The organism is Flavobacterium tructae, assembly GCF_002217475.1.
Lineage (GTDB): Bacteria > Bacteroidota > Bacteroidia > Flavobacteriales > Flavobacteriaceae > Flavobacterium > Flavobacterium tructae.
Genome location: NZ_MUHH01000036.1, coordinates 16392 through 41938, shown reverse-complemented (window position 1 = coordinate 41938; position 25547 = coordinate 16392). Strand labels below are relative to the sequence as shown.

The window sequence follows — 25547 nt, the reverse complement described above, 5'->3', positions numbered from 1 at the left end:
AATGAACTTATTCAACGTTTATCCATTATACGACATCACTCCGGTTAAAGCTATAGATTGTACAATTGTAGATGACAAAGGAGTAGAATACTTAGATTTATACAGCGGACATGGCGTAATTTCGATTGGCCATACACAACCGGATTATGTAGCTAAATTAAAAGATCAATTAGATCACTTAGGATTTTATTCTAACGCGATTCAGAATCCGTTACAGGTAGAATTGGCGCAGAAATTAGGAAAGCTTTCCGGATTAGAAGATTATGAATTGTTTTTATGCAGTTCAGGTGCTGAAGCAAACGAAAATGCTTTGAAATTAGCCTCTTTTCATAACGGAAAATCAAGAGTGGTAGCTTTTGATAATTCTTTTCACGGAAGAACCTCTGCAGCAGTTGCTGTTACCGATAATAAAAAAATTGTTGCGCCAATAAATGCGCAACAGGAAGTTACTTTTTTACCCTTAAATCAAATCGAATTAGTTGAAGAAGAACTTGCAAAAGGTGATGTTACAGCAGTAATTATTGAAGGAATTCAGGGAGTTGGAGGTTTAGACGAGGGAACAACTGAATTTTTTCAGGCCCTGGAAAAAGCCTGTAAAAAGTACGATGTGGTTTTGATTTTAGACGAAGTACAGTCAGGATATGGAAGAAGCGGAAAATTCTTTGCCTTTCAACATCACGGAATCAACGCTGATATTATTTCTGTTGCCAAAGGAATGGGGAATGGTTTTCCGGTTGGAGCTATTTTAATCTCTCCAAAATTTGAAGCAAGTTTCGGATTGTTGGGAACCACTTTTGGAGGTAGTCATTTATCATGTGCTGCCGGAATTGCAGTGCTGGATGTAATTGAAAAATTGGATCTACAGAAGAATGTAAACGAAGTTTCGGCTTATTTCTTAGAAAAAATTAAAGAAGTTGAAGGAATTAAAAAAGTAAAAGGAAAAGGTTTGATGCTTGGAGTAGAGTTTGATTTTGATGTAGCAGCTTTAAGGAAAAAACTAATCATCGAAAAACATATTTTCACCGGAAGTGCCAACAATAAAAATCTGTTAAGAATTCTTCCTCCATTAACAGTAAAGAAATCAGATATTGATACTTTCATTGCAGCTTTAAAAGAAAGTTTGGAAGAACTTAAAAATTAAAGTTTACCCATATACATAATACTGTTGATTCGTTTAATTGGTTAAACGATTAAACGAATTAACGGCTAACCAATTAAACCAAAAAAATGAACCCATTATCAATTGAAAAACGTAATCTGGTTTTGCGTGCTATGGCGCAGCTGGTCGAGCAGGAGCGGAACCAGATTATCTTAACCAATCAGGAAGATCTTGCCGATTACGACGGCTCAGATTTAGCGATGGAAGAACGCCTGAAAGTAGATGATAAAAAAGTCGACGAGATGATTTTATCTCTCAATCAACTAGCTTCGCAAGAAGATCCGGTTGGAGTAGAGCGTTTTCATTTTGTTCATGATAATGGCATAAAAGTGATTAACAAAACGGCCGCTTTCGGGACGATCTTAATCATTTACGAATCCCGCCCGGATGTTACGATTGAAGCGGGTGGAATAGCTTTTAAATCCGGAAATAAGATTTTATTGAAAGGTGGAAAAGAAGCTTTAAAATCGAATTTGAAAATTGTGGATTTGTGGCATCAGGCTTTAGAGAAAAACGGAGTTTCAAAGGACTGGGTGGAGTATTTGAATTATAATCGCACAGAAACTCAGGCCTTTTTAGAAAAACCAACTCAAAAAGTAGATTTAATTGTTCCCAGAGGAGGAGAAAAGTTAATTGAGTTTGTAAAAGCACATGCCAGTTGCCCGGTTATTGTAAGCGGACGAGGAAATAATTTTGTTTACGTTCATGAAAAGGCAGATACGGATTTGGCTTTAAAAATCATTATAAATGCCAAAACCTCTAAAATCTCAGCGTGTAATGCAGTTGATAAGGTTTTAATAGATTCGAAGCTGCCTAATTTTGAAGGATTTACAGCTATTTTAATTGAAGAATTAAAACAGTATAAAGTAGAAGTAATTGTAGATGAATCTCTAAAAAGCTTTGAAGATACAACAACACTTCAAAACGAAGATATTTGGTACGAAGAGTTTCTGGATTATAAAATAGTAATCGGAAGCATTGATTCTGAAGAAAATGCAATCGAAAAAATAAATAAATATTGCGGAGGGCACTCGGCAGTAATAATTACAAGAGATAATAAGGCAGCACAGGAATTTATGGATGCCGTGGATACTGCAGCCGTTTATCAAAATGCCTCAACACGTTTTACAGATGGAGGACAGTTTGGTCTGGGAGGAGAATTAGCGATAAGTACCGATAAATTACATCAGCGAGGCCCTATCGGACTTCAGCATCTCGTAACCAATAAATGGTATGTGTACGGAGAAGGGCAAATTAGGTAATTGAGGCAATTAGATAATTAGACAGTTAGATCGTTGGACTTTCTTAGGATTTTAGATTGTAATTATTAGAATTTGGAATTTTAAAATTTGGAATTTATAAAAACAAAGCTTTGCGAGCTTAGCGTTTATCCAGACAAAGAAATTAAAAAACCTTGCGCCCTTTGTGGTTAAATAGAGAATATGGCAAATAAGATAATTAAGGGAATTAGATAATTAGACAATTCTGAAAAAACTTAGAATCTCAGCATCTTAGAACCTTAGCACCTTTAAAAAATGAGTAAGAAGAGGATTTTATTAAAAATTGGAAGTAATACTTTAACCAAAGAAACCAATCATATTTCACGGGGAAAGATTGAAGACCTCGGAATGCAGATTGCAGCTTTAAACAAAGAGTACGAGTTTGTAATTGTGAGTTCCGGAGCAATCGCAGCTGCAAAGCAATTTGTAAAGCTCGAAAGTAAAGGAAAAGAAATTGTTGTGAAACAAGCCCTAGCTTCAATTGGTCAGCCACATTTGATGCGGATTTTCCACGAGAATTTCAGTGATTTGGGATTATTGACTTCTCAATGTTTATTATCTTATTCTGATTTTGAGAAAGAGCAGTCTAAAGTCAATATTGTCAATACGATAAACGTTTTGGTAGAGAACAATTACATTCCGATTATTAATGAAAATGATACGGTTGCCACAGATGAGATTCGGTTTGGAGACAACGATAAACTGGCAGCTCTGACAGCCGTTCTTTTAAATGTTGATATTCTGATTATTGCCACCAATACAAACGGAATTTATACCAAAGATTCTATTCACGATGAAATTCCTGAAACGATCAAAGTGGTAAAGGATTTAAAAGTATTGGAAAATGAAATTGGAGAATCAAAATCATCACATGGAACAGGGGGGATGCAGTCGAAGATAGAAGCAGCCGCAATTGCAAAAGCTGCCAATATTGAAACCTGGATCGTAAATGGATTAGATGATAATTTTATTTTAAAGGCTTTAAAGGATGAAATTCCATTTACCAGGATTGTGTAAAGATGTTTATTTGTTTAACCGTTAATTTGGTTAATCGAAGTAATATCACTAGAAAAAAATAAAAGTTAATAAGTTTTATCAAATAAACAAATTAACGATTAACCGATTAAACAGAAAGAGATGAACTATATTTCAATTCAAGATATCGACTCATTATCAAAATGGGTAAAAAGTGCGTTAAAAATTAAAAAGAACCCGCTTAAAAATCAAAGTTTAGGAAAAAATAAAACCTTAGGGATGTTATTTTTTAACCCAAGTTTAAGAACGCGTCTGAGTACTCAGAAGGCAGCAATGAACTTAGGGATGAATGTTATGGTAATGAATTTTACCAACGAAGGCTGGACGTTAGAATTCGAAGATGGTGCCATTATGGATTCCGGTGCGTCAGAGCACATTAAAGAAGCTGCAGAAGTAGTGTCACAATATTGCGATATTATTGCCATTCGTGCTTTCGCAGGTTTGGCAGACAAAGAAAAAGATTATGCTGAAACGGTGATTTCAGGATTCTTGAAACACGCAACTGTACCCATCGTAAATATGGAAAGCGCCGTTCGTCATCCGATGCAATCTTTAGCGGATGCTATTACCATGGAAGAATACAAAACCAAGCATAAACCAAAAGTAGTACTTTCCTGGGCGCCTCACCCGAAAGCTTTGCCACAGGCCGTTGCCAATTCATTCGTAGAAATGATGCAAATGCAAAAAGATATGGATTTTGTAATCACACACCCCGAAGGTTACGAACTTAGCCCTGAAATTACGAAAGACTGTAAAATAGAATACGATCAGAACAAAGCGTTTGAAAATGCCGATTTTGTGTACGTAAAAAACTGGAGTAATTTTAACGATTACGGAAAAGTAACCAATACAGACCCAAACTGGACTGTTACAGCCGAGAAAATGGCTTTAACTAATAATGGGAAATTCATGCATTGTCTTCCCGTTCGTCGTAACGTTATTGTAAGTGATGAAGTGCTCGACGGTAAGAATTCAATCGTAATTCAACAGGCGAATAACAGAACGTATTCGGCACAGTTAGTTTTACAGAAGATTTTGAAGAAATTATAATTTTGGAGGTACTAAGGTTCTGAGTTTCTAAGATGCTGAGAAACTGTTGAAAAAAAACTTAGTCCCTCAGAACCTTAGCAACTTAGAACCTCATGGAAAAAGTTACAATAATAAAAATAGGCGGAAACATCATTGATAATCCACAGGAACTAGAGCAATTCTTAACTGATTTTTCTAAAATAAAAGGTCATAAAGTACTAGTTCATGGTGGAGGAAAATCCGCTACAAAAATGGCTCAGAGTATTGGATTGGTACCACAAATGATTGAGGGACGCCGAATTACAGATGCCGCAATGCTTGATGTTGTGGTCATGATTTACGCAGGCCAAATCAACAAACATATTGTAGCGCAATTACAGTCAAAAGACAACAATGCGATAGGGTTCTCTGGAGCTGATGGAAATTTAATCCAGTCTGTAAAACGAAACCATCCTACAATCGATTATGGCTTTGTGGGAGATGTAAAACAAGTTAACACTAAGTTATTGGCTACGTTATTAGAAAACGGAATTATTCCTGTTTTCTGTGCTATCACACACGACAAAAACGGACAATTGTTAAACACCAATGCCGATACCATTGCAAGTGAGTTATCCATTGCTTTGTCTGAAGTTTTTGAGGTTACATTGACTTATTGTTTTGAAAAGCAGGGAGTTTTGCAGGATTCAGAAGACGATACATCAGTAATAACCGAAATCAACGAAGCCTTATACAACAAACTTAAAGAAGAAAAAGTAATCCATTCCGGAATGATTCCAAAATTAGATAATTGCTTCAATAGTTTGTCAAGAGGAGTACAGCAAATTAAAATTGGACACCACAAAATGCTTCAAAATTCAGAGATTCCGCATACAACGATTACGTTATAAAAGAAAAAGTTGCTAAGTTCCCAAGAAACTAAGACTTTTGCAGTCTTAGAACCTTAGAATCTTAGTGCCTCAGTACCTAATAAAAATGAAAAACATAGAAACGCTTACCCAGGAAGCAATTAGTTTATTAAAAAGTCTTATCGAGACCCCTTCCTTTTCAAGTGAAGAAGACCAAACAGCCCTTTTAATCGAAAATTGGTTCAATCAAAACGAAATTCCTTTCCAAAGAGAAAACAATAATGTGTGGGCTTTCAACAAATATTTCGATGAAAATAAACCGACACTTTTATTAAACTCACATCACGATACCGTAAAACCCAATCAGGCTTATACTAACGATCCGTTTAAAGCCATCGAAAAGGATGGGAAACTATTTGGATTAGGAAGTAATGATGCCGGAGGTTGTCTGGTTTCGTTGCTGGCAACATTTGTACATTTCTACGAAAATCAAAACTTATCACATAATATCGTTATTGTAGCTTCTGCCGAAGAAGAAAGCAGCGGAAAGAATGGTCTAAACAGCGTTTTAAAGCACTTACCAGAATTAGATTGCGCTATTGTGGGCGAACCTACTTTAATGCAGTTGGCGGTTGCCGAAAAAGGATTGTTAGTTTTAGACGTAAAAGTCAAAGGAACCGCAAGTCATGCCGCACATCAAAACGACGACAATGCTATTTATAAATCAATTCCCGTAATGGAATGGTTTAAAAATTATAAATTCGATAAAATTTCAGAGGTTCTAGGTCCTGTAAAAATGACCGTAACACAAATCAGTGCAGGAAAACAGCACAATGTAGTACCTTCAGAATGTGATTTAGTGGTGGATATTCGTGTGACCGATTGTTATTCGAATACCGAAATTTTGGAAGTAGTAAAAGCCAATATAAACGCCGAAGTAACGCCAAGATCAATGCACCTGAATGCTTCATCAATTCCGGTTGCACATGGTTTGGTACAAGCTGGAATCGCTTTAGGAAGAACCACTTATGGCTCGCCTACACTTTCAGATCAGTCCGTTTTAAGCTGTCAGTCTTTAAAATTAGGACCTGGTGAAACCCTGCGTTCACATTCAGCAGATGAATTTATTTTTGTAAATGAAATTGAAGAAGGAATCGATTTGTATATCAAAATACTAACAGGATTCTTTAAATTATAATATTAATTAGGAGCTATTTCCCGCTATCCGTTCCAAACGAAGTTCACTGAACTCCGATTAAAATGAGAATTAAGTGAAGTAATCTTTTATTTTTTAAAGAAAAAAATAAAAGGATTTCCACTACTATTGGGGCTATGGCAATCAGGAAATAAGAAACATACAATAAAACAAGAACTTTGTGGATCTCTGAGACTCTTTGAGTAGCTCTGTGAAACAAAAAACATACATCTTATGAAACTTTGGGAAAAAGGAATACCAACAGATAAACAAATCGAACAATTTACAGTTGGAAACGATCGTGAACTGGATTTAGTTTTAGCAAAATACGACGCACTGGGGTCCATTGCACATGCCAAAATGCTCGGGCAAATTGGTTTATTAACCCAGGAAGAAACCACTTCTTTAGTGGATGCGTTAAATGAGATTATTGCTGATGTAACCGTTGGAAATTTCGAAATAGAAAACAGTTTTGAAGACGTACACTCAAAAATAGAGTATTTACTCACCGTAAAACTGGGAGACGCCGGAAAAAAAATCCACACAGCGCGTTCCCGTAACGATCAGGTTTTGGTAGACGTTCATTTGTATTTAAAAGACGAGTTAAAAGCAATAAAAGAGCAGGTAAAAACACTTTTTGATTTGTTGATGGAATCTGCAGAGAAACATCAGAATGTTTTGTTGCCCGGATATACACATTTGCAGATCGCGATGCCATCGTCTTTTGGAATGTGGTTTTCAGCCTATGCCGAAAGCTTAATTGATGATATCACCATGTTAAATGCAGCCTCGAAAGTAGTCGATCAGAATCCGCTGGGATCTGCAGCAGGGTATGGAAGCTCGTTCCCAATCAACAGAACCTTTACCACTCAGGAATTAGGATTTGAAACCTTAAAGTTCAATGCCGTCGCAGCTCAAATGAGCCGCGGAAAAGCAGAAAAAACAGTAGCTTTTGCCATGAGCAGTGTCGCTGCAACCTTGTCAAAATTTGCCATGGACGTTTGTTTGTATATGAGCCAGAACTTTGATTTTATAAGTTTGCCATCGCATCTTACAACAGGTTCCAGTATTATGCCTCACAAGAAAAACCCGGATGTTTTCGAATTGATCAGAGGAAAATGCAATAAGATTCAGTCACTTCCTTACGAAATAACTTTAATCACTAATAATTTGCCGAGTGGTTACCACAGAGACTTTCAGCTTTTAAAAGAAGGTTTGTTTCCTGCGATTCAAAACTTAAAAGCCTGTCTGGATATTGCTATTTTTTCTGTAAAAGATATTACCGTGAAAGACAACATACTGAAAGATAAAAAATACGATTATTTGTTTACAGTAGATACTTTAAACGAAATGGTAGTGGCTGGTACGCCTTTCAGAGACGCGTACAAAGAAGTTGCGGAACAATTGGAAGCCGGAACGTATCAATCGCCCAAAGAAACAAAACACACCCATGAAGGCAGTATCAATAATTTATGCCTGAATGCTATTAAAGATAAAATGAAAGCAGCTTTGTAAAGAAAGCAAACCCATCAAAAAACCGATTTGTATCTGATACGAATCGGTTTTTTTGTTTATTGCCGTTCAAAAGTATTCGGGTTTGCGTTTGAATGATCTGGTTTAGTAAGTTTTTTTTTACTTAAGATAATTATTCTTGGTAAAAAAAGTTTATTTTTGATTTTTAGTTTGAAAATTAAAGTATGAATAAGTTTGATGATCAGGCCACCAAAGGCCTTTGGGAAAGGGGATTATTGAGTAAAAATAAGTATGAGGAAATTACGTCCTATCGCGGATTGAATATTTTTTCACTAAATGCAGAACTTAAATTAGCCCTGTACTTGTCCGTATTGTTGTTTACTTCAGGAATCGGAATTTTGATTTACAAAAATATTGATTCCATAGGTCACATTGCAATTCTTTCGTTGTTGTTGATTGTTATTGGAGTTTGTTTTTACTTCTGTTTTAAAAATGCCAAAGGATTTCAAAAAACAGAAACCACCTTTGAGCACCCGGTTTTAGAATACCTGGTTCTGGCTGCTAATATACTTACTTGTATTTTTATTGGGTATTTACAGTTCCAGTACCAAACGTTCGGAACGCATTACGGACTGGCGACTTTAATCCCAACTCTGGTAAGTTTCTTTTGTGCGTATTATTTCGATAATAAAAGCGTTTTGACAATCGCAATTACGGGTTTGGCAGCTTATGTAGGACTTTCTGTTACGCCACAGGATTTGGTGAATAACAGTAATTTCTACCAAGATCCAAGTTTAAGTTATTCGGCAATTTTATTGGCTGCTTTACTTATTTTATGGACGGTTTACAGCTCCAGAATTCAGTTAAAAACGCATTTTACTATCATTTATCACACTTTTGCCTTGCACATTGCCAGTATTGCATTAATTCATAACCTGACGGATTCTTATACGGATGGTATTTGGCTGCTTTTTGCAATTGTTTTGGCTGCGTCAACCTATTATTTTTATAAAGTAAGTTACAAGCTTAAAGCTATTTCATTGTATGTTTTTATGATTATTTATGCTTATATAGGTCTCAATATATTCGTGTTTAGAGTTTTTGAGAGCATTAATTTTTCTGATATCTGGGAGTTATTTATTTTAATCCTTCCTTTATATTTTATAGGCTCAATCATACTATTCATTAAATTAATTAAGAAATTCAATAAAGAAACGGCAGCATGACAGCATACGATAAAGAGGAATTAGATGATTTGATTTTAATAGAAGAAGCTGCTTCTTTGTATTCAGCTGGTTTTATAGACAAAAATCAGAAAGATAGAATTAAAAGTGAGTTGACTGCTTTTAGAATGCAAAACAATATTCTGGTTCGACTGGGATTTTTTCTGCTGGGATCATTTTTGTATCTGTCCATTTGCGGAGCCATTTCATTATTAGGACTTAGCGGAGAGCAATTCTTTTTCAGTATCTGCTGTTATATTTTTGCTTTGGTTGGTTTTGTCGGAGCGGAACTTTTGGCTAATCTGAAATATTACCGACATGGTCTGGACGATGCTTTTGTTTTAGGATCAATTTTAAACCTGGGAATTGCTGTCGCAATCACTACTGAGGGATACGAACTAATAATCGCCATTTTTGTGGCATTCAAGTCGTTTCTGCTCTACAGAAGGTATTTGAATTTACCGGCATTATTGGTATTTTGTGTGGCTTCGGCTGCTGTTTTATTCTTTGGGCTATTAGAATTGGGAGAAATTGGAAAAATGATTTTACCCTTTGTGACGCTATTATTTTCGGCAGGATTTTATTTTTTCACTAAAAAAAATATTCAAAAACTAACCGAAACGTATCACTATAATGGACTTTTGTTTGCCAATAGTTTTTGTTTGATACTGTTTTATCTTTCTTGCAATTATTTAGTGGTTAGGGAACTTTCGGTGATTCTTATGGATAACCCAATAGCTGAAGGGAAGGACATACCATTTGCTTTTTTCTTTTATGCTTTTACGTTGATCGTGCCTTTTGTGTATTTGGTGCAAGCTTTGAAAACTAAGGATAGAATCTTGCTATGGATTAGTTTTTTAGCGATAGGCTTTTCAATTTATACGATTCGGTTTTATCATTCGGTTTTACCAATAGAAATTGCGCTGACACTTGGCGGGATAGTTTTGTTTGCAATAGCTTATTTTTCAATAAAGAAGCTAAAGGACAAAGAAAGCGACTTGACATTTAAACCGGATCGATTGAATTCGTCAAATCCATTTTTAAATATGGAAACCTTAATTGTCGCTTCAGCATTTGGAGTAAAACCCGAAGCAAAGACAGAAGACTCTCCAATGGATTTTGGAGGTGGCGGTTTCAGCGGAGGAGGCTCAGAAGGAACTTTTTAAGTTAAATGTGAGATGTGAAAAGTGACTAGGATAGTTTCATATCTCACATTTCACATCTCACAAGAAAAAAGTCTAGATTTTACTTTTCAATGCTTCTGCATCAATATCGCTGTGAGAAACATCATAAACAGCCTTCCCGTTTCTGATCAGGATTAATTGTGGAGATTCATGGTAAACATTGAATCGCGATGCAATTTCGTTTGATACATCACGATACGCTATTAAATCCAAAAAATAAGCGCCCACAGTATCTTCTAAAGCATATTCACGTTCGAATTGCTTCAAAGCCATGCGGCTAATACTGCATCTTGTACTGTGTTTAAAAATGACTACCGGTTTTTCGTTAGATATCGCTTCGATTTCCATTAATTGGGCAACATCGGTTAATTGGGTCCAATTTACATTACTTTTTGGGGCATCTGCTGACTCCGAATTCCCGAAGATTGAATTTAAAAAACTCATATTTGACTTGTTTTGTGACTTTTTGACATTTTAAATGGATTGAAAATCAATTAAAAACGCCATTTTGTCTGTATTTTTAGTGTGGAATATAATTTGAACGTTCTGATAGCAAAGTTAGAATATTTAAAGTTAAAAATTTAATCCAATAAATTGTAATTTTAAAGATCTCGAACTATATCACTAATAATCAATCCTAAATCCTATACATATGAATATAAATAAATTTACAATAAAGTCGCAGGAAGCCATACAGTTGTCACAGCAACTGGCGCAACGCAACGGACAACAACAGATTGAAAATGAACACATTTTTAAAGCTATTTTTGAAGTAGATGAAAATGTTGCTCCGTTTATTTTGAAAAAACTAAACGTAAACGTACCGTTGTTTTTACAAATATTAGACAGTACTATTGCAAGCTTTCCAAAAGTTTCGGGAGGAGATATATTACTTTCCAGAGACGCAAACAAAGCATTGAATGAAGCAGAAATTATTGCCCAAAAAATGAACGATGAATACGTTTCTATCGAACATTTAATTTTGGCTATTTTTGATTCTAAAAGCAAAGTTTCACAGATTTTAAAAGATCAGGGAGTTACGGGAAAAGGGCTTAAAGCTGCCATTGAAGAACTTCGAAAAGGAGAACGAGTAACATCGGCTTCAGCTGAAGAAACGTATAATTCATTAAATAAATACGCTAAAAATCTAAACGAACTGGCTCGTACCGGAAAACTTGATCCTGTAATCGGACGTGACGAAGAAATCCGTCGTGTATTACAGATTTTAACGCGAAGAACCAAAAATAACCCAATGTTAATTGGAGAACCGGGAGTTGGTAAAACAGCTATCGCCGAGGGACTGGCACACCGAATTGTAGATGGTGACGTGCCGGAAAACTTAAAAGATAAAATCGTTTTCTCCTTGGATATGGGAGCATTGATTGCCGGTGCAAAGTTCAAAGGTGAATTTGAAGAACGTTTAAAAGCTGTAGTAAAAGAAGTTACTTCTGCCGAAGGAGATATTGTTTTATTCATTGATGAAATTCACACGCTTGTAGGTGCAGGTGGAGGAGAAGGCGCGATGGATGCGGCTAATATTCTGAAACCGGCTTTGGCTCGTGGTGAGTTAAGAGCAATCGGAGCAACAACTTTGGATGAGTATCAAAAGTATTTTGAAAAAGATAAAGCCCTGGAACGTCGTTTCCAAAAAATCTTAATCGATGAGCCGGACACAGAAAGTGCTATTTCGATCTTACGTGGAATCAAAGAAAAGTATGAAACGCACCATAAAGTTCAGATTAAAGATGAGGCCATTATTGCTGCGGTAGAATTGTCACAGCGCTACATTACCAATCGTTTTTTACCGGACAAAGCTATCGATTTGATGGATGAAGCCGCTTCAAAACTGCGTATGGAAATCAATTCAAAACCGGAAGAGCTGGATGTATTGGATCGTAAAATCATGCAGCTGGAGATTGAAATTGAAGCCATTAAGCGTGAAAAAGAAGAAAGCAAACTGAAAATACTGGGTATGGATCTTGCGAACTTAAAAGAAGAACGCAATGAGATCTATGCAAGATGGAAATCAGAAAAAGATATTGTAGACGGAATTCAGGCGGTAAAACTCGAAATAGAGGGATTTAAATACGAAGCGGAACGTGCGGAACGTGATGGAGATTATGGAAAAGTAGCCGAAATTCGTTATGGTAAGATAAAAGAAGCGCAGGAACGTCAGGAGGTGTTGCAAAAACAATTGCTGGAGTTTCAATCCGGTAATTCTTTGATTAAAGAAGAAGTAACCCGTGAAGATATTGCGGAAGTGGTTGCAAAATGGACCGGAATTCCGGTGATGAAAATGCTTCAGACCGAAAGAGAAAAACTATTGCATTTGGAAGACGAATTGCACAAACGTGTGGTAGGTCAGGAAGAGGCAATTGAAGCAGTAAGTGATGCCGTACGCAGAAGCCGTGCCGGTTTGCAGGATATGAAAAAACCTGTTGGAACGTTCTTGTTTTTAGGAACTACCGGAGTAGGTAAAACGGAATTGGCAAAAGCTTTGGCGGAATATCTTTTTGACGACGAAAATGCCATGACCCGTATCGATATGAGTGAGTATCAGGAACGTCATAGCGTGAGCCGATTAGTTGGTGCGCCTCCAGGGTATGTGGGTTATGATGAAGGTGGCCAGCTAACTGAAGCGGTTCGTAGAAAACCATATTCTGTTATTCTGTTAGATGAGATTGAAAAAGCGCATCCGGACACGTTTAACATCCTGCTTCAGGTTTTAGACGAAGGTCGTTTGACGGATAATAAAGGACGTCTGGCTGATTTTAAAAACACGATTATCATTATGACTTCTAACATGGGAAGTCAGATCATACAGGATAAGTTTGAAAATTTAAAAGGAAGTATTGAATCGGCTACTGAATCGGCAAAGGTTGAAGTTTTAGGATTACTGAAACAAACCGTCCGTCCGGAATTTATCAACCGTATCGACGAGATTGTGATGTTTACGCCTTTAACTGTAGATAATATTTCTAAAATTGTAGGTTTACAGCTTAAGAGTGTTACAAAAATGCTGGCTCTGCAAGGTATTACAATGGACGCAACACCGGAGGCAATCGCTTATTTGTCAGATAAAGGTTATGATCCTCAGTTTGGTGCTAGACCTGTAAAACGAGTAGTTCAGAGAGAAGTATTGAACCAGCTGTCAAAAGAAATTCTGGCAGGAAAGATTACGACAGACAGTATCATCCTATTAGACGCTTTTGACGGGCAATTGGTTTTCAGAAATCAAACACACAAGGAAGAATAATAAAAAAAGAGGTGTAGTACATCTTTACTATAATCAAAAAGACACCGGCAGAAATGCTGGTGTTTTTTTTACACAATCTTTTCTTGGTAATAATATTCTGTATAATAATTATTCTATATTTGAATAACTAATCAGTAAATCAATTATATGAAAAAAAATCTACGCACTTTTTTAATTTTATTTATTACGGTTTTTTCATTTATTGCCAATGGCTATTCACAAGAGAGTGTAGTCGTTTCAGGTGGGAATGCCACCGGGAATGGGGGTAGCTCGAGTTACTCAGTAGGACAGATTGCCTACACAAGTTTACCCGGAGGAGCTAATGGCTTTGTTTTGCAAGGTGTTCAACAGGCTTATGAAATAATCAGCCTTGGAAATGATGAATTTAAAGGTATTACTCTTGCAATGACTGCTTATCCTAACCCTGCTGTTGATGTACTTAGTTTGACTGTTGCTACAAACGAATGGAATAATTTATCATGCCAATTATTTGACACTAACGGAAAAATCGTATCCAAAAAAGTAGAAGTAACAAGCCCTGATACCAGTGTACCTATGCAAGGGTTAAATAGCGGTATTTATTTTCTGACAGTAAGTAACAGTGGTAAAGCCATAAAAACGTTTAAAATCATAAAAAAATAACTTTCTAACAGCAGAAAAAGATATGAAAAAAATTACTCTTGCATTACTATTATTAAGTTCTTTTACCTTTTTATTTGCGCAGGCTCCGCAAAAAATGAGCTATCAATCGGTTATTCGTAAAACCGACGGTACTTTGGTTGCCGGTACTTTAGTGAGTATTAAAACAAGTATTCTGGCTGGCTCAACAACTGGTACAGCTTCTTATGTAGAAACCCAAACCACCACAACAAACAGTAATGGATTAGCCACTATAGAAATAGGAGGCGGAACACCAACTACAGGAACTTTTTCAGGAATAAACTGGGGCTCCGGATCGCACTTTATCAAAACCGAGATTGATCCAACAGGAGGTAGTAATTACACCATTAGCGGTACAAGTCAGTTGTTAAGTGTGCCATATGCCTTGTACGCTGGAAACAGTCAAAGCAAAGGTAAGACAAGTGTAATAATAGCTGGTGACATTACAGATGCACAAGCGGCAGCGCAAATGGCTGCTGAGTTCGGACCTGAGACGGAAAATGTTTACATTATGAATACCACAAATTTGACAACTTTAGACTTAAGTGCTGCAAAAAGGCTGGTGGAATTAAGTATAAAAAGTAACTCAAGTTTAGTTAATGTAACTTTGGGCAACCTTGTGGAAGTTTATAATGTATTATATGTAGAAGGCAATGCAAAATTGGCTTCCATTTCATTTCCTGTTTTAAAAACAGTACTCGCTTCTGAAATTTATTTTTCAGGTAATTCGGCATTACAATCTGTTTCTTTTCCTTTATTAGCTAAAACTAAAACGATTTACATCAGTGCTAATCCGTTTCTTTCTTATATTGATTTACCGGTTTTTTCTGCATTTTATAGTACTCAGTACAGTTTTCAAGTGAGTAGAAATGCACTTCCAAGTTATCACATCAATTCACTTTTAAGTAAACTGCTAAATGTTACCCCTGCAAGCGGAAAGTTTATTGATTTGTCAGGTCAGACTCCACCAGCTCCACCTACCGGACAAGGGATTATCGATAAAGCAACTATAAAAACAAATAATAGTATTTCAACCGATTAAATTTAGGATTAATCCTTTTTTGCCAGCAAGAACCATGGCAAGACAATAAAAAGGTAAAAAATCATAAAGAAAACCTCTAACAATAGAAAAATTGATGAAAAAAATTACTCTTGCATTACTATTATTGAACTCCTTTACTGTTTTATTTGCACAGGCTCCGCAAAAAATGAGTTACCAATCAGTCATTCGTAAAACCGACGGGACATTGGTTGCCGGTACTTTAGTGAGCATCAAAACGAGTATACTGGCAGGCTCAACTAGTGGTACAGCTTCTTATGTAGAAACCCAAACCACCACAACAAACAGCAATGGATTAGCCACTATAGAAATAGGAGGCGGAACACCAACTACAGGAACTTTTTCAGGAATAAATTGGGGCTCCGGATCACACTTTATCAAGACCGAAATCGATCCGACAGGAGGAACAAACTATACTATCAGTGGCACAAGCCAGTTGTTAAGTGTGCCTTATGCTTTATATGCAGGAAGCAGTCAGAACAAAGGAAAACCAAGTATAATAATTACTGGCGATATTACAGATGCACAGGCTGTGGCGCAAATAGATGCTGAGTTCGGGCCTTATACCGAGAATATTTATGTGACAAGCACAACAAATTTGACAAGTATAGATTTGAGTGCCGTGAAAAAACTGGTAACCTTAAAGATTCAGAATAATTCAAAGTTGACTAATGTAAATTTGAGCAATCTTCAGGAGGTTTACAATGATTTAGATGTAGATAATAACAATAAATTAGGATCGATTATATTTCCTGCATTGAAAATAATACAGGGATACGATACTGGTATTCTGAATAATCCATCTTTAACGTTTATTGCGTTTCCTGTATTAACGACAAGTAAAGGCTTATATTTTCACAATAACATACTTCTAACTTCTATTGAATTGCCTTCTTTGTCTACAATCGCAGATAAGGATACAACTCTTGATTTTACAAGTAATGCACTTCCAAGTTCTCAGATTAATCTGATCTTAAGCAGGTTTTTAAATCTCTCTTCTTTTAAGGGAGTTAGATTAGAAAATCAAAAACCATCGGCTCCTCCTACGGGACAAGGTGTTGTGGATAAAGCTACTTTAATTGGCAGAGGTTCAAGTGTTACAACAGATTAAGTTTACTTTTAATCATAGTACTTATAAAAATGCTGGCCGAAAGGCTGGCATTTTGTTTTATTTAAGAATTTCGATTCATAAATAATGTAATCTTTTCTTAAAGTAGTATAAAATAATTACGAATAAAGTATAGAACTTTACGGTAGTGGTTTGAAAATCAAATCAAAAGAGGAATAATCTTAATCGAAATACAATGAACAATATTTTTAGAGGATTAATAGCGGGTTACGGTGCGAAAAAATTAGGAGGAGGTTGTTTTGGAACTATTTTCGTGTTTATTATTATTTGGGTACTTTTAGGACAATGTAGTTAATTTTTGGCTAGAAAAATCAACAAAAAAGTCTTAGATTCGCAGCAATAAACAACCAGGATCACGTATTAATTTGGTGTATTTAAAACCAGTTAATTAAGTGATTTTTCTAAAACAAAATAAGTATAATGGCATCAGGTTTTTTCGTACTATTAGACGATATCGCAGCAATCATGGATGATGTTGCAGTAATGAGTAAAGTTGCAGCAAAAAAAACAGCAGGTATTTTGGGTGATGATTTGGCCGTAAATGCTGAGAAAGCTTCAGGATTTGCATCCTCAAGAGAGCTTCCGGTATTATGGGCAATCAGTAAGGGTTCCTTATTGAATAAAGTGATTATTTTACCGATTGCTTTTGTGTTAAGTGCTTTTTTGCCGGTAGCGATCATTATAATTCTGGTACTTGGAGGTTTATTTTTGGCTTACGAAGGAGCAGAAAAAATCTACGAATTTATATTTCCGCACCAACACGAAGAATCTGAGGGAATCACAGATGAAACGTTTACAGAAGAAGAAATTTTAGAAGCTGAAAAAGGAAAAATAAAATCGGCGATCGTAACCGATTTTATCTTATCTGTCGAAATCGTAATTATTGCTTTAGGCACCGTAATTGGTCAGCCCCTTAGTCAGCAAATCATAGTAACGTCAATAATTGCCTTAGTTGCAACTGTTGGTGTTTATGGTATCGTGGCACTTATTGTCAGAATGGATGAAGCAGGGTATAAGCTTATTAAATTCAGTAAAAAAGAGAAAAGCATATCGAAATTTATCGGAAATATACTAGTAAAAGCATTGCCTTTGGTCATTAAAAGTTTAACCGTGATTGGTACAATAGCTTTGATTTTAGTAGCAGGAGGAATTTTTGTACACTATATTCCGTTTTTACATCATCTAATGGAAGAGATTAATGTCCCTTCTATCATAAAAGAATTTGTCACAGGTTTAGTGTTAGGTTTTGTAGTATTGGCTGTAATAAATGTGTTTAAAAAGATATTCGGTAAAAAAGAAGCTGCTTAAAAGAAACAGTATCCTAAATACAACAAACACCAGTCGAAAGGCTGGTGTTTTTTTTTGAAGCACTGTAACTCATTTTTAAAAGAACTTTTGTCCCGCTATTCACTCTATCTTTTCCCTGCTAAAGAAGCAGGAAAAAGGATGCCGTTTCTATCGGGGCTAGGCGATAAATTTTGGTTTTTCATAAGAAACGGGTATTTTTTTTAAAGTATTTTGGTGAAATAAAGGTTTGATTTTTAGCGGTTTATTGGTTTTGTAGAAAGAATTAACAAATTTGAAAAGCAACCATTGCCATCCAACGGCATCTTCATAGTAATTAACAATTAATTATTATTTTATATGAAAAGGTTTAAATTAAAATCAGTTTTTGTAGTATTATTTTTAGCTATTGGATTAGTTTCATGCAGTAACGATAATGACGCACCAAGCATTCCTGAATCAATTACTAAAGCTGCTTTAGTGACCGAAGTGAAAGGTCCTGCAACCGGGAAGGTTAACGAAGAACTAAGCTACGATGTTACTTTTATTGTCGATAACGCTTGTGGAGAATTCAGTAAAATTAGCGAAGTAACAATTGGAGGAGTAAAAGGGTTGCAAGTGGAAGCAAAATATCCAACAGGACCTTGTACGATGCAGGTACCGGATCCTAAAAAGACAGTTTATAAATTTAAGTCTGCAACAAAAGGAACATTTGAAATCAAATTCAAAAAATCAGAAACGGAGTTTATCACGACAAAAGTGGTTATTGAATAATTAAGTTCTTACCGGATAAATCTTAGGTAACGAAACCATTTTGCAAATATTTGATTCTTTAATAGAATGAAATATTTGTAAGATGGTTTTCTTTTTTATAAGAACTGGAAGATAGGTGTTCTTTGTCATTCTTTCAAAAAATACTATTTTTGCACTCTAAATTTTATGTCATGCCGAAAAGAAAGTATAAAATAGCCGTTATTCAGTTAAATCTGAATGATGTTGCCGAGAATAATCTTAAAAAATGTATCAGCTGGGTAAGAGACGCAGCTACTAAGGGAGCTGAAGTAATCTTGCTTCCGGAATTGTACAGCAGTCATTATTTTTGCCAAAGCGAAGATGTAGATAATTTTGCATTAGCCGAGCCGCTTTACAGCACTTCATTTATTGCTTTTAGTGCCTTAGCAAAGGAATTAGGGGTGGTAATTATTGTTCCTTTCTTTGAGAAAAGAATGGCAGGAATTTATCATAATAGTGCTTACATCATTGATACGGATGGAACAGAAGCAGGATTATACCGTAAAATGCATATTCCGGACGATCCGCATTTCTATGAAAAATTCTATTTCACACCGGGTGACTTAGGTTTTCAGGCTATTGAGACTAAAAAAGGAAAAATCGGAACACTTATTTGCTGGGATCAATGGTATCCGGAAGCAGCACGTATTACTGCTTTAAAAGGAGCTGAGGTTTTATTTTATCCAACAGCAATTGGATGGCATCCAAAAGAAAAAGAAGAGTATGGAGTAAATCAATATGGCGCATGGATGAACGTAATGAAAGGTCATGCTGTTGCGAATGGTGTTTTTGTTGCCGCTGCAAACCGTATTGGATTAGAAAAGTATATTGAAGGAACAGAAGGAATTCAGTTTTGGGGAGCTTCGTTTATCGCGGGACCTCAGGGGGAGATTTTAGCTCAGGCTTCTCATGACCAGGAAGAAATTCTAATTGCTGAAGTTGATTTGGATCTACAGGAAAACGTACGTCAGAACTGGCCATTTTTCAGAGACAGAAGAATTGATGCTTTTGGCGACATTACCAAAAGAGCGATCGATTAGTTTTAACTGATACTCAAAAATAAAAGAAAGGACGAAATCTAAATTTCGTCCTTTTTTTGTGCAAAAAAAATCCACTTCAAAACTAGTCTGAAGTGGATTTTAAAAATATATAGAGAGATTATTTCACCTGGAAAGTAACTCTTCTTACGATTTGACGTGCTTCTTTTGAATTTTTGTTCACAGAAGTGTCTTCACCATTAGCAATCACATTCAGCCTTGAAGCATCGATTCCTGCATTTGTTGCAATCTTTTTAACTGCTTCAGCTCTTTTTCTTGATAATTCAGTATTGTAGCTTGAGTTTCCAATTTCGTCAGCATAACCAATGATATCAGCAGATTTACCAGAATTGTTTTTCAGGTATTTCACTAAGAAATCAACACCAGATAGAGAAGTATTGGTTGGTTTAGAAGAATTGAAATCAAAGTATACATTTACATACCCTCCGTTAATTAATTCTTCAACCGTTTTGTTTGTTGGAGCTGCTTCACTTCCTTTTTTAGCATAAGTTTTATCTAAATAGCTCTCTAATTCGTCCGGAACACCATTTTGATTGGTGTCAATAGATTGTCCTTTAGTATTAACAGCCACTCCTGAAATTGTATTGGGTTCTAAATCATACAAATCAGCTACACCATCTTTATCGGTATCAATAAGATTAGTTTCAATTGTATTTACTCGGTCTTCTAATTTATTCAGTCTTTCATTGTCTTCAGAATACCAGTCAGCATGTTTTGTATTTTTACCCAGGTAGAATGTCAAACCAACAGATGCATTTAACAGCACACCATCTAATGAACCGGTAGCAGGAACTCCTTTTCCGTCGAAGTTGTGGTTTTGTCTTCCGTTAACAATTCCGGTAAGATCTCCGGTTAAAGCAACTCTGTTGCTTAATCTCACTTGTCCGGTTAATCCCATAATTCCGTGAGCCATATAATCTTTACCGTCAAAACCTTTATCGCTGCTTAATTGAGAAACACCAAAACCTCCATGTGCCAATAAACCAAAAGTATTTGTCCAGGTTTCAAAGTTTAAAGCTCTTCCAAGGTTAACAACCCCTTGTAAACTTGCTCTGTAATATTTGCTGTCAAACTCCGGAGTGTCTTTACGCTCCTGAAATTGATCGTATCCAACATCCAGCTTCAAACCAAATTTAGGATTAAACATATATCTTGCACCTAAATCGGCATGAAATGCACTAAGTGATTCTGTTGAATAGCCAGGTGTTATGGCTCTCATAGGTTTGTTTAAACCTCCGTTTAATTCTATAGACCATTTATTGTAAGCAGGTTTGTCAATTGAAGACTGGGCCGATGTCGTTGTCGTGTTTTGCGCACTGGCAGCGATTGATAGTAGTAAAAGTGATACTGAAGCTAATTTCTTTTTCATGATATCCAAATTTTTATTTAATATTATTTTTGAGCCTTAACTTTTAAACTCAGGACAAATTTAGAGTACGAAATTTAGATAGTGTTCTATTTGGTCTTACATAATTCCCATCTTTTGGGTTTTAATTATGCAAATATGTTAATGAAATCAAAATATTTGGTCAAAAAAAGGGGCTAAATTTAATTTTTAGCCCCTTTTTGAAATTGTAAATGTGAAGGTTATTTTAAATCTGGCTGGTATATTTTTACAGTTCCATCTCCTTCACTGCTAACCACTAACAAACTTCTTTTGGTTGGACTTTTAGAAGCCGGAATGAAGAGTATTCCTTCCGGAGCATCACCGGTTTTTACGGTTTGTAAATATTGTGGTGAAGCAGGATTTGTTACATCATAAGTCATAAAAGCATCAGATCTTTCTAAACCTACAAATAAAATATTCTGAGTTCCCATTTTAACGGCAACGACTGCTTCCGGCTCAGAACCTTTGTCATCACTGCGTTTGTCATCGTAAGTTCCGAGCTCATTCGTTTTTTTGTCAACATCATTTTTACTGTCATAAACAATTTTTCCGGTATTTCCATTCCAGATAGAGAAGGAGCGGGCTCCAAAAGCGACCAACTCATCCAGGTCACCGTCGCCGTCAGTATCTCCCATATCAGCAATAAGATTAAGTCTTCCTAAATTAGTTTCCAATTTTAAAGCCGCAGCATCAGGGAAAGCAGTAGCATCCAGTTTCATGTCTTTCATTCTTTTAATATCTGCGTAGGCAGCATATTCTCTGGCATCACCTTCGTTGGCTGTAATAAAATAAGGAGTATTGTTAGCTGAAAAATGACTAATGGCATCCGGCATGTACATTCCTTTTACTTTCCAGGGATTAAAAGCAATTTTATCGTCTTTATCACTTACATCAATGGCATTTTCGGCGGTATTGAAATTTTTAAAGCCCAAAGGATAAAGAGCTGTGATGGTTTTAGAAGTTAAATCTACTTTGGCAACACCATTGTTTTCCTGTAAAGTAACCCAGGCCGTTTTAGAATCATCAGATATGGTGATGTATTCAGGTTCTATGTCCTGAGCAAAACTCTTGGCAAATTTTGAAATTCTAAATCCTTCTTTTTTCAAAGCTTCGGCCTGACCACTAAAAGAACTGAAATCTAAAGTTGTAACTGCATAAGTAGCTGTATCAATAATAGAAATGGTTCCGTTTGGATCCTGCGTATAATCAGTGTTAGGTTCTCCTTCGTTAGCCGTCATGATGAATTTTCCATCCGGTGAAAACGTAATCATATCCGGTAATGCACCAACGGTGACTTGTTTGATTAAGCTGTAGTCGCTGGTATTAAAAATAACTACCTTTCCATTTCCTTGTTTGTTAAGGGTTGATTCTAAAGCAACAGCCAGTTTCCCATCGTAAACCGCAACACTATTGGAAGCACCTTCGTAGGGAGTTAGATCGATTTTACCAATTTTAACGGGTTTTGTAGGATCGGAAATATCAATGACATCAATTTGATTCGTTCCGCTATTATTTACTGTAAAAAGTCTTTTTGTTTTTTCATCATAAGTCGAAATCTCGGCGGCTGCTTCTCCGCCAATGGTAATAGAACCGATTTCTTTGAAAGAACCCGGATTTTCGTTGACCACAACTTCGGATTCCTGATTTTTTGAGGTTTCATCATTATTACAGCTTGCCATAACAAATAAAGCAGCTAATAATGAAAGGCTTACATTTTTCATTTTTGTGTTTTTTAGTTTTGCCAAATGTAATTAGCAGATTGTGGTCTTATATTAAGGCTTTATTATTTAATCTTTAATTTAATCTGTCAATTAGATAATTGGTTAATTTGTTAATTATTAAATTGTTAGATTGTTCAATTGTCTAATTGTCCAATTATCTAATTATCACATTATCTAATTATCACATTATCTCATTATCTTTGTGCACTTTCAAATTTAGAATCATTTTATGTCAACAAATAATAGAAGATTTCCGGCGGAATGGGAGAAACAACAAGGAATTGTATTGTGTTTTCCGCATAACGGAAACGACTGGCCGGGAAAATACGAAGCTGTTCAATGGGCTTTTGTAGAATTTATTAAAAAAGTAGCCACTTTTGAAACTGTTTTTTTGGTTGTAGCCGATGAAAAACTAAAAGAAAAAGTAAGTGGAATGCTGGAAATGGGACGTGTGAATCTGGCGAATGTTTCCTTTATTGTTCACAAAACCAATAGAAGCTGGATGCGTGATTCGGGACCAATTATTGTACAAAATGGTTCAAAAAGAGAAGCTTTGAATTTTAATTTCAATGGTTGGGCGAAGTATAAAAATTACCAGCTGGATAAATTTGTTCCTGCTAAAATAGCCGATTTTATTGATGTTCCGCTTACACAGGTAATGTATAAGGGGAAACCTGTAATTGTAGAAGGCGGTGCAATTGATGTAAACGGAAAAGGAACTTTATTGACTTCTGAAGAATGTTTGATGCATCCGACCATTCAGGTTAGAAATGCAGGTTTTACCAAAGAAGATTACGAGGCTGTTTTTAAGGAATACTTAGGAGTTACCAATGTAATATGGCTCGGTGACGGAATAGAAGGAGATGATACACACGGACATATCGACGATTTATGCCGATTTGTAAACGAAGATACCATTGTAACGATTGTAGAAACGGATAAAAACGATTCTAATTATAAACCATTACAGGACAATTTGAAACGTTTGCAAAATGCAAAACTGGAAGACGGAAAATCACCGACTATCGTAGTATTACCAATGCCAAAACGTGTTGATTTTGATACGTTAAGATTACCGGCCAGCTATGCGAATTTCCTAATTTTGAATAATTGTGTTTTGGTTCCTACTTTTAACGACAGCAATGATCGTGTAGCTTTGAATATACTTGCCGAATGTTTTCCTGACAGAGAAGTAATCGGTATCAGCTGTATTGATTTTATCTGGGGCTTTGGAACATTACACTGCTTGAGTCAACAGATTCCGGCTTAATTTTTAGATTTCGAAGGGTATCGAATTTTTTTGCCACAGATTAAAGGATTCTTGCAGATTATAAAAAATCAGTTTTTAATCCTTTAATCTGTGGCAAAAAGAATAAAAAAAAACCTTGTTAGCTGACTAACAAGGTTTTTTGCTTATATATCTTCCGATACGGCAGGATCTCTTCATTGTCTCACAAAAGGAGGTAATAATTGGCTTGAAACTTCTCCAAAACCAATACGTACTTCATTACTTTCGCAGTAACCTCTAATGATTACGGTATCGCCATCTTCGATAAACTTACGTTCGCCACCACCGTTTAAGGTTATAGGGTTTTTTCCTCCCCATGTTAATTCCAGCATAGAACCTAAGCTGTCAGGAGTTGGTCCTGAAATAGTTCCTGAACCCATCATGTCACCGGAGTTTACACGACATCCGTTAGAGGTATGATGTGTTAACTGCTGTGCCATAGACCAGTACATGTATTTAAAGTTAGATCTTGAAAGTAGAGTTTCTTCTTGATCTTCAGGCTTTAAGGAAACTTCTAAATGAATATCATACGCTTTCTTTCCTTTTGTCTGTAAATACGGAAGTGGGGTAGGATCTTGTTTAGGGCCTTTAGTTCTAAAAGGTTCCAAGGCATCCATTGTAATAATCCACGGAGAAATTGAAGAAGCAAAGTTTTTAGCTAAAAATGGCCCAAGTGGTACATATTCCCATCTTTGGATATCACGGGCACTCCAGTCGTTTAATAGAACCATTCCGAAGATATAGTCCTCTGCTTCATAAGTTGAAATGTTTTCACCCATTACATTTACATCTGTAGTGATGAAAGCAGTTTCTAATTCAAAGTCTACTAAACGAGAAGCACCAAATACCGGAGTATCATGACCGGCAGGTAAAGTCTGTCCCATTGGACGGTGTACCGGAATTCCTGACGGAACAATGGTAGAACTTCTTCCGTGGTAACCTATTGGTATGTGCAACCAGTTAGGAAATAAAGCGTTTTCAGGATCACGGAACATTTTTCCAACGTTCGTTGCGTGTTCTTTACTGGAATAGAAATCAGTATAATCACCAATTAAAACCGGTAATTGCATTTCGACATCATCAATATTGAAAATAACAATATCGCGGTCTTTTTTTGAATCTCTTAATTGTGGATTGGTCTCGTCGAAAATATCAGCGATTCGGTTACGGACTAATCTCCAGGTTATTTTTCCATAAGAAATGAAATCATTAAGAGTGTCCTGCATGAACATATCATCAGTCAGATCTATTCCTGCAAAGTAGTTTAATTGTTGTAGAGCCCCTAAGTCTATAGCGTAATCGCCAATTCTTGTTCCTACAGTAACAACATTTTCTTTGGTAAGAAAGATACCGAATGGAATATTTTGAATAGGGAAATCACTATTTTCTGGTACTTCTAACCATGATTTTCTCTTAGTATCGTTAGCGGTTATTGGCATGTGAATGTTAATTATTTGTTGAAAAATTCTATGTCAAATATATCATA

General features: G+C 36.0%; 21 protein-coding genes. 17 read left to right on the top strand and 4 right to left on the bottom strand.

Annotated elements, in window-relative coordinates:
• Position 1: 1 nt before the first annotated feature.
• From B0A80_RS16410 to B0A80_RS16370, 9 genes are all read left to right on the top strand, one after another.
• Positions 2 to 1141 carry an aspartate aminotransferase family protein gene (locus B0A80_RS16410; protein ID WP_089077982.1) on the top strand — a complete coding sequence of 380 codons (1140 nt, stop codon included), beginning with the start codon at positions 2 to 4 and terminating at the stop codon, positions 1139 to 1141.
• Positions 1142 to 1227: 86 nt separating this feature from the next.
• Entirely contained in the window at positions 1228 to 2421 is a 1194-nt protein-coding gene (locus B0A80_RS16405) for a glutamate-5-semialdehyde dehydrogenase (RefSeq protein WP_089077981.1), read from the top strand.
• Between the two features lie 273 nt (positions 2422 to 2694).
• Entirely contained in the window at positions 2695 to 3456 is a 762-nt protein-coding gene (proB, locus tag B0A80_RS16400; RefSeq protein ID WP_089077980.1) for a glutamate 5-kinase, read from the top strand.
• A gap of 120 nt (positions 3457 to 3576) precedes the next feature.
• The gene (locus tag B0A80_RS16395; RefSeq protein WP_089077979.1) at positions 3577 to 4524 is read left to right on the top strand and encodes an N-acetylornithine carbamoyltransferase; all 948 of its coding nucleotides are present in this window, start codon (positions 3577 to 3579) and stop codon (positions 4522 to 4524) included.
• A 92-nt stretch (positions 4525 to 4616) separates the two neighbouring features.
• Positions 4617 to 5393, top strand: a complete 777-nt coding sequence (gene argB, locus B0A80_RS16390; RefSeq protein WP_089077978.1) for an acetylglutamate kinase — start codon at positions 4617 to 4619, stop codon at positions 5391 to 5393.
• An 85-nt stretch (positions 5394 to 5478) separates the two neighbouring features.
• A complete protein-coding gene (locus B0A80_RS16385) occupies positions 5479 to 6549 on the top strand; it encodes a M20 family metallo-hydrolase (RefSeq protein ID WP_089077977.1) in 1071 nt (356 codons plus the stop codon).
• 231 nt (positions 6550 to 6780) lie between these two features.
• A complete protein-coding gene (gene argH, locus B0A80_RS16380) occupies positions 6781 to 8061 on the top strand; it encodes an argininosuccinate lyase (protein WP_089077976.1) in 1281 nt (426 codons plus the stop codon).
• 182 nt (positions 8062 to 8243) lie between these two features.
• Entirely contained in the window at positions 8244 to 9245 is a 1002-nt protein-coding gene (locus B0A80_RS16375; protein WP_089077975.1) for a DUF2157 domain-containing protein, read from the top strand.
• On the top strand, positions 9242 to 10408 hold the full coding sequence (locus tag B0A80_RS16370) for a hypothetical protein (RefSeq protein WP_089077974.1): 1167 nt from the start codon (positions 9242 to 9244) through the stop codon (positions 10406 to 10408). Before B0A80_RS16375 ends, B0A80_RS16370 begins: the two co-directional genes overlap by 4 nt.
• Before the next feature lie 72 nt (positions 10409 to 10480).
• On the opposite strand, the gene ytxJ is transcribed toward B0A80_RS16370, so the two are convergent.
• A complete protein-coding gene (ytxJ, locus tag B0A80_RS16365; RefSeq protein WP_089077973.1) occupies positions 10481 to 10870 on the bottom strand; it encodes a bacillithiol system redox-active protein YtxJ in 390 nt (129 codons plus the stop codon).
• A gap of 208 nt (positions 10871 to 11078) precedes the next feature.
• On the opposite strand from ytxJ, the gene clpB reads away from it, so the two are divergent.
• The 7 genes from clpB to B0A80_RS16330 all read left to right on the top strand — a co-directional run bounded on the left by clpB (position 11079) and on the right by B0A80_RS16330 (position 19647).
• A complete protein-coding gene (gene clpB, locus B0A80_RS16360) occupies positions 11079 to 13682 on the top strand; it encodes an ATP-dependent chaperone ClpB (RefSeq protein WP_089077972.1) in 2604 nt (867 codons plus the stop codon).
• Between the two features lie 147 nt (positions 13683 to 13829).
• Positions 13830 to 14324 (top strand): T9SS type A sorting domain-containing protein, encoded by a 495-nt coding sequence (locus B0A80_RS16355; RefSeq protein ID WP_070908503.1) that lies wholly within the window; start codon positions 13830 to 13832, stop codon positions 14322 to 14324.
• A gap of 22 nt (positions 14325 to 14346) precedes the next feature.
• Entirely contained in the window at positions 14347 to 15384 is a 1038-nt protein-coding gene (locus B0A80_RS16350) for a hypothetical protein (protein ID WP_089077971.1), read from the top strand.
• Positions 15385 to 15478: 94 nt separating this feature from the next.
• Entirely contained in the window at positions 15479 to 16513 is a 1035-nt protein-coding gene (locus B0A80_RS16345; RefSeq protein WP_165769273.1) for a hypothetical protein, read from the top strand.
• A 438-nt stretch (positions 16514 to 16951) separates the two neighbouring features.
• Positions 16952 to 17839 (top strand): DUF808 domain-containing protein, encoded by an 888-nt coding sequence (locus B0A80_RS16340; protein WP_089077970.1) that lies wholly within the window; start codon positions 16952 to 16954, stop codon positions 17837 to 17839.
• 336 nt (positions 17840 to 18175) lie between these two features.
• Positions 18176 to 18589 carry a hypothetical protein gene (locus tag B0A80_RS16335; RefSeq protein ID WP_017497082.1) on the top strand — a complete coding sequence of 138 codons (414 nt, stop codon included), beginning with the start codon at positions 18176 to 18178 and terminating at the stop codon, positions 18587 to 18589.
• Positions 18590 to 18759: 170 nt separating this feature from the next.
• A complete protein-coding gene (locus tag B0A80_RS16330; RefSeq protein WP_070908498.1) occupies positions 18760 to 19647 on the top strand; it encodes a carbon-nitrogen hydrolase in 888 nt (295 codons plus the stop codon).
• Positions 19648 to 19765: 118 nt separating this feature from the next.
• Here the strand turns inward: B0A80_RS16330 and B0A80_RS16325 are convergent, their stop codons facing one another.
• Positions 19766 to 21034 (bottom strand): OmpA family protein, encoded by a 1269-nt coding sequence (locus B0A80_RS16325; RefSeq protein ID WP_089077969.1) that lies wholly within the window; start codon positions 21032 to 21034, stop codon positions 19766 to 19768.
• 218 nt (positions 21035 to 21252) lie between these two features.
• Complete coding sequence (locus tag B0A80_RS16320; protein ID WP_089077968.1) at positions 21253 to 22773, bottom strand: choice-of-anchor I family protein; 1521 nt, start codon at positions 22771 to 22773, stop codon at positions 21253 to 21255.
• A gap of 229 nt (positions 22774 to 23002) precedes the next feature.
• On the opposite strand from B0A80_RS16320, the gene B0A80_RS16315 reads away from it, so the two are divergent.
• Entirely contained in the window at positions 23003 to 24043 is a 1041-nt protein-coding gene (locus B0A80_RS16315) for an agmatine deiminase family protein (RefSeq protein WP_089077967.1), read from the top strand.
• A 173-nt stretch (positions 24044 to 24216) separates the two neighbouring features.
• Here B0A80_RS16315 and fahA read toward each other — a convergent pair whose 3' ends face one another.
• Positions 24217 to 25500 (bottom strand): fumarylacetoacetase, encoded by a 1284-nt coding sequence (gene fahA / locus B0A80_RS16310; protein WP_089077966.1) that lies wholly within the window; start codon positions 25498 to 25500, stop codon positions 24217 to 24219.
• Between the last annotated feature and the right edge of the window lie 47 nt (positions 25501 to 25547).

Coding starts and splice junctions, on each gene's coding strand:
- fahA (WP_089077966.1), bottom strand. CDS start 25,500: ATGCCAATAACCGCTAACGATACTAAGAGAAAATCATGGTTAGAAGTA.
- B0A80_RS16340 (WP_089077970.1), top strand. CDS start 16,952: ATGGCATCAGGTTTTTTCGTACTATTAGACGATATCGCAGCAATCATG.
- B0A80_RS16405 (WP_089077981.1), top strand. CDS start 1,228: ATGAACCCATTATCAATTGAAAAACGTAATCTGGTTTTGCGTGCTATG.
- B0A80_RS16315 (WP_089077967.1), top strand. CDS start 23,003: ATGTCAACAAATAATAGAAGATTTCCGGCGGAATGGGAGAAACAACAA.
- argH (WP_089077976.1), top strand. CDS start 6,781: ATGAAACTTTGGGAAAAAGGAATACCAACAGATAAACAAATCGAACAA.
- B0A80_RS16350 (WP_089077971.1), top strand. CDS start 14,347: ATGAAAAAAATTACTCTTGCATTACTATTATTAAGTTCTTTTACCTTT.
- ytxJ (WP_089077973.1), bottom strand. CDS start 10,870: ATGAGTTTTTTAAATTCAATCTTCGGGAATTCGGAGTCAGCAGATGCC.
- B0A80_RS16355 (WP_070908503.1), top strand. CDS start 13,830: ATGAAAAAAAATCTACGCACTTTTTTAATTTTATTTATTACGGTTTTT.
- B0A80_RS16335 (WP_017497082.1), top strand. CDS start 18,176: ATGAAAAGGTTTAAATTAAAATCAGTTTTTGTAGTATTATTTTTAGCT.
- B0A80_RS16375 (WP_089077975.1), top strand. CDS start 8,244: ATGAATAAGTTTGATGATCAGGCCACCAAAGGCCTTTGGGAAAGGGGA.
- B0A80_RS16385 (WP_089077977.1), top strand. CDS start 5,479: ATGAAAAACATAGAAACGCTTACCCAGGAAGCAATTAGTTTATTAAAA.
- B0A80_RS16345 (WP_165769273.1), top strand. CDS start 15,479: ATGAAAAAAATTACTCTTGCATTACTATTATTGAACTCCTTTACTGTT.
- argB (WP_089077978.1), top strand. CDS start 4,617: ATGGAAAAAGTTACAATAATAAAAATAGGCGGAAACATCATTGATAAT.
- B0A80_RS16410 (WP_089077982.1), top strand. CDS start 2: ATGAACTTATTCAACGTTTATCCATTATACGACATCACTCCGGTTAAA.
- B0A80_RS16370 (WP_089077974.1), top strand. CDS start 9,242: ATGACAGCATACGATAAAGAGGAATTAGATGATTTGATTTTAATAGAA.
- B0A80_RS16330 (WP_070908498.1), top strand. CDS start 18,760: ATGCCGAAAAGAAAGTATAAAATAGCCGTTATTCAGTTAAATCTGAAT.
- clpB (WP_089077972.1), top strand. CDS start 11,079: ATGAATATAAATAAATTTACAATAAAGTCGCAGGAAGCCATACAGTTG.
- B0A80_RS16395 (WP_089077979.1), top strand. CDS start 3,577: ATGAACTATATTTCAATTCAAGATATCGACTCATTATCAAAATGGGTA.
- B0A80_RS16320 (WP_089077968.1), bottom strand. CDS start 22,773: ATGAAAAATGTAAGCCTTTCATTATTAGCTGCTTTATTTGTTATGGCA.
- B0A80_RS16325 (WP_089077969.1), bottom strand. CDS start 21,034: ATGAAAAAGAAATTAGCTTCAGTATCACTTTTACTACTATCAATCGCT.
- proB (WP_089077980.1), top strand. CDS start 2,695: ATGAGTAAGAAGAGGATTTTATTAAAAATTGGAAGTAATACTTTAACC.